Source organism: Streptomyces sp. rh34 (genome assembly GCF_002551245.1).
Lineage (GTDB): Bacteria > Actinomycetota > Actinomycetes > Streptomycetales > Streptomycetaceae > Streptomyces.
In genome coordinates this window covers 1-3,600 of the sequence record NZ_NTGZ01000426.1, presented here as the reverse complement: position 1 = coordinate 3,600, position 3,600 = coordinate 1, and the positions used below count along the sequence as shown (strand labels likewise).

The following is a 3,600-nucleotide window of genomic DNA, read 5'->3' as shown; positions in this document are numbered from 1 at the left end:
CGCTCGCCGCACCCGCCCGCCCGCGCGGTCCGCGCCCGTTACGCCACGCCCACGCGCACAACGACTACCTGCACCCCCGGCCGCTGCACGACGCGCTCGCCCACGGGTTCACCAGCGTCGAGGCGGACGTCTTCCTCGTCGGCGGCGACCTGCTCGTGGCCCACGAGCCCGCCACGCTCGACCCCACCCGCACCCTCGCCTCGCTCTACCTGGACCCGCTCGCCGCCCTGGTCCGCGCGGGGCACGGCAGTGTCCACCCGCACCACCGCGCCCCGGTGCAGCTCCTCATCGATATCAAGGCCGACGGCGTCGCCGCCTACCGCGAACTGGACCGGCAGTTGCGTCGCCACCACCGGTTCCTCACCCGCTACAGCCACGGCCGCGTCCACCCCGGCGCGGTCACCCCGGTGATCTCCGGCGACCGCGCCGCGCGCCTCCCCATGGAGGCGCAGCGCACCCGGTACGCGTTCTACGACGGCCGGCTCGACGACCTCGGCACCCAGGCCCCCGCCTCGTTCGCCCCGCTCGTCAGCGCCAACTGGACCCAGACCTTCGGCTGGCTCGGCGCGGGCCCCTTCCCCCGGGCCGAGCGCGACCGGCTCCGCACCCTCGTCGCCACCGCCCACCGGGAAGGCCGCCGCATCCGCTTCTGGGCCACACCCGACCTGCCCGGACCCGAACGCGAGGCCGTCTGGTCCGAACTGCTCGCCGCCGGGGTCGACCACCTCAACACCGACGACCTGGCCGGACTCGAACGATTCCTCCGCGCTCGCGGGAACGGCGCCCCGACCCCGTAACGCCTCCCGGCCGGAACGTACCCGTTCGGCGGACGCGCCAGTGCGCCGAACAGCTCCTCCGCTGCGCCACACTGGCGGCCGAATGCCGCAAATCCGGCGCGGCGGAGGAGGTTGGCCATGGCCGTTTCGATCTCAGTGGTCCTGCTCATGCTGATCCTGGCAGTGATCTTCCTGCGCAACGGCGGGCTGAAGATCTCCCACGCACTGGTCTGTGTCCTGCTGGGATTCTTCCTGGCCGGTACGAGCATGGCGCCGACCATCCACGACAGCGTCGGGGCCACCGCCGACCTGGTCAGCGGCCTCCACCCCTGACCCCGGCCCCACTCCCGCGCCCGGCCTCGACGCGGACCCCCGCACGGGCCGGGCCCGGCCGGGACCGACGGCCGGTCCCCGCCCCGCCCGGACATCCCGCACAATGGGCAGATGTCTTTCCCGCCCTCCGGCCGGCACTCGGGCGCCGCCCACCACGAGTACTGCAACACCGGCCTGTGCTGCCGGTGCCAGATGCGGACCTGGACGACGAAGGCGGGCAACGAGCGGCTCTGCGGGCCGTGCGCTGCCTGCTGCCACGAGTGCGGCCGGGCGCCCGCGCCCTATCTGGACGGGCTCGACGGCGGGCTGTGCGCCGAGTGCCGCGGACTGTGCGGCCGCTGCCACGCCCCCAAGCGCCCCGACGGGTCCTGCGCCTGCGACCGCTGGCGGGAGAACGCCCGGAGCAACCCGCCCGGCTACGTCCTCCAGGCGCTGCCGCCCCAGCTCCTCCAGGCGCTCGGCGGTCGGCTGCCCAGCACCGTGCACGACCTCATCCACCAGGAACTCGCCGTCCGCAGCTCCGGCCTCCTGCGCGAGCGCATCGAACGGCGCTGGAACCTGCGCTGGGCCCACGCGCTGGGCGAGAAGGACGAGGACGGCCGCCGCCGGTGGAGCGCCCAGGACATCGCCGAACAGCTCCTGCGGCCCGGATCGTGCACCGACCCGCAGTGCGAGGACGGCTACCTCCTCACCACCGACACCCCGTGCACCCGCTGCCGGCAGCCGCTGCACCGCTTCGTCACCTCGGTCGCCGACCACACGGCGACCCCGGAGCACGCACGGTCCACGGCGGCCGGAATCCGCCGGGCGATGCTGGAGAACCGCTCGCGCCCCAAGCGCCCGCCACGCTGAACGACACCGCCTGCCGGGCGAGCGGCGCTTCCTCAGCCGTCCACCAGACGGGAACGGATGAGGAAGCGCACCCCCTCCGGAGCCTCCAGCGAGAATCCGCCGCCCCGGCCCTCCACCACGTCCACGATCAGCCGGGTGTGGGCCCACACCTCGTACTGGCTCCGCGACATCCAGAAGGGCACGCTCTCCGGCACCCCCTCGACGGCCAGTTCGGCCAGCAGCACATCGGCGTCTCCGGTGCGGAACTCACCGGCCGGATAGCACATCGGCGCGCTGCCGTCGCAGCAGCCGCCCGACTGATGGAACATCAACGGGCCGTGGTCCGACCGCAGCCGCCGCAGGAGACCGGCCGCGGACGGTGTCAGCTCGACGGCGGGCGATTTCGGGTCACACTCCATGGACCTGCCCCTTCTCGGCTGCGGTGAGGCCGCGAGAACCGGACGCAAGTCAACTCGACCGGACGTTGCGACCGGGTTGCACGCCCTATGCTCGCGCCCATGGAGCAACGGGAAGTCGTGAAGCGCGTGATCGGCATCCTCACAGAGGCGCGCGAAATGCAGCGTCTGCTGGAGGCGGACCTCGAACGGGAAGATCTGGACACGGGAGCGGGCGCCGTCACCGCCCTGCTGAACGAGACGATGCCCCACATCGCCATCCCCGACGACTTCTCCGTCGAGGAGGTGGTCACCGTCGTCGGGCGCGAGGTCGGCGGTGCGGTCGAACAGCTCGTGAGCGCCTTCACCCTCGCGTTCACGATGCTGGCCCAGGTCCACGACTCCGGGCAGACCGACGTGTCGTCGGCGGACGTCCTCCAGGACCTCGCGCTGCGGGTCGAGGGCGGCGGACCGGACGAGGACGAGAATCCCCTGTTGTAGCGGCCTGCGTTCTGCCGCGCGGGTATGCATAGTGGAGGGAGAAGCGCGTATCTCCCTCGCGGCATGGAGGCAGCTGTGGGAAAGAGCACCGACATCGCCCGCGCCAAGGCGCGGAGGCTCAAAGGCATGATCAAGGAATCGGACGGCATCGCCCTCGAGAACGAGCGGCTGAAGGCCGAGGGCAGGAAGGAACAGGCCGAGGCCCGCCGCGATGAGGCCCTGGCACGCGCAGCGCGGGCGGCCTCCGACCGCTGAGAGAGGCGAAGGCGCCCGTGGCCGTCGTGTACGGCACGGGCGCCTTCGCGAGCCCGCCCGGCCTTCCCGGCGCCCGCGAACGCTGCGGCGCGGGGTTCAACTCCGCGCCCGCGCGGCCTCCCGGACCGTCTCGACGACCTTCCGGTCGAGTGCCGCCCTGACCAGTGCCGCGGCGAACGCGGCCCGGTCCCGGCCGCGCGCCGCCTCCGCCAGTGCGCCGGTGGAGGTGGGCAGGCCGAGCCGCTCGGCGCCCTGGAGGCCCTTCGCACCGACCAGGAAACCGGTCTCCGGCCAGAGGTCCTGCACCTCGCGTACGAAGATGTCGGCCCCGGCCGGTCCGATCCCTTGGACACGCCGGAGTCCCATCCGCAACGCCTCGCCGTCGCCGTCCGCCTCCGCACGCAGTCGGCGCAGGTCGCCCTTCCAGACGTCGAGGACGAGGTGCGCGCCCTCACCGAGCTGGGTGGCGGTCCGCTCGTCGTAGCGGCGGTAGCCGCCCTCGCCCAACG

General features: G+C 73.1%; 6 protein-coding genes and 1 pseudogene. 5 read left to right on the top strand and 2 right to left on the bottom strand.

Annotated elements, in window-relative coordinates; translation table 11 throughout:
* The 3 genes from CR470_RS36640 to CR470_RS36630 form a co-directional block, all read left to right on the top strand.
* On the top strand, window positions 1–797 hold a 797-nt coding region (locus CR470_RS36640; protein WP_097871984.1), incomplete at its 5' end, for a phosphatidylinositol-specific phospholipase C/glycerophosphodiester phosphodiesterase family protein.
* A gap of 117 nt (window positions 798–914) precedes the next feature.
* On the top strand, window positions 915–1,109 hold the full coding sequence (locus tag CR470_RS36635; protein ID WP_097871981.1) for a hypothetical protein: 195 nt from the start codon (window positions 915–917) through the stop codon (window positions 1,107–1,109).
* A 111-nt stretch (window positions 1,110–1,220) separates the two neighbouring features.
* Window positions 1,221–1,961, top strand: a complete 741-nt coding sequence (locus CR470_RS36630; RefSeq protein ID WP_097871978.1) for a hypothetical protein — start codon at window positions 1,221–1,223, stop codon at window positions 1,959–1,961.
* Window positions 1,962–1,993: 32 nt separating this feature from the next.
* On the opposite strand, the gene CR470_RS36625 is transcribed toward CR470_RS36630, so the two are convergent.
* Window positions 1,994–2,359, bottom strand: a complete 366-nt coding sequence (locus tag CR470_RS36625; protein WP_097871976.1) for a DUF779 domain-containing protein — start codon at window positions 2,357–2,359, stop codon at window positions 1,994–1,996.
* Between the two features lie 87 nt (window positions 2,360–2,446).
* On the opposite strand from CR470_RS36625, the gene CR470_RS36620 reads away from it, so the two are divergent.
* Window positions 2,447–2,836: a hypothetical protein gene (locus CR470_RS36620; protein WP_097871973.1), complete on the top strand. Its 390-nt coding sequence runs from the start codon at window positions 2,447–2,449 to the stop codon at window positions 2,834–2,836.
* Window positions 2,837–2,911: 75 nt separating this feature from the next.
* Window positions 2,912–3,091 (top strand): hypothetical protein, encoded by a 180-nt coding sequence (locus tag CR470_RS36615; RefSeq protein WP_097871971.1) that lies wholly within the window; start codon window positions 2,912–2,914, stop codon window positions 3,089–3,091.
* A gap of 96 nt (window positions 3,092–3,187) precedes the next feature.
* On the opposite strand, the pseudogene CR470_RS36610 reads toward CR470_RS36615, so the two are convergent.
* A pseudogene (locus CR470_RS36610) lies at window positions 3,188–3,600 on the bottom strand (endonuclease); the annotation flags it as partial.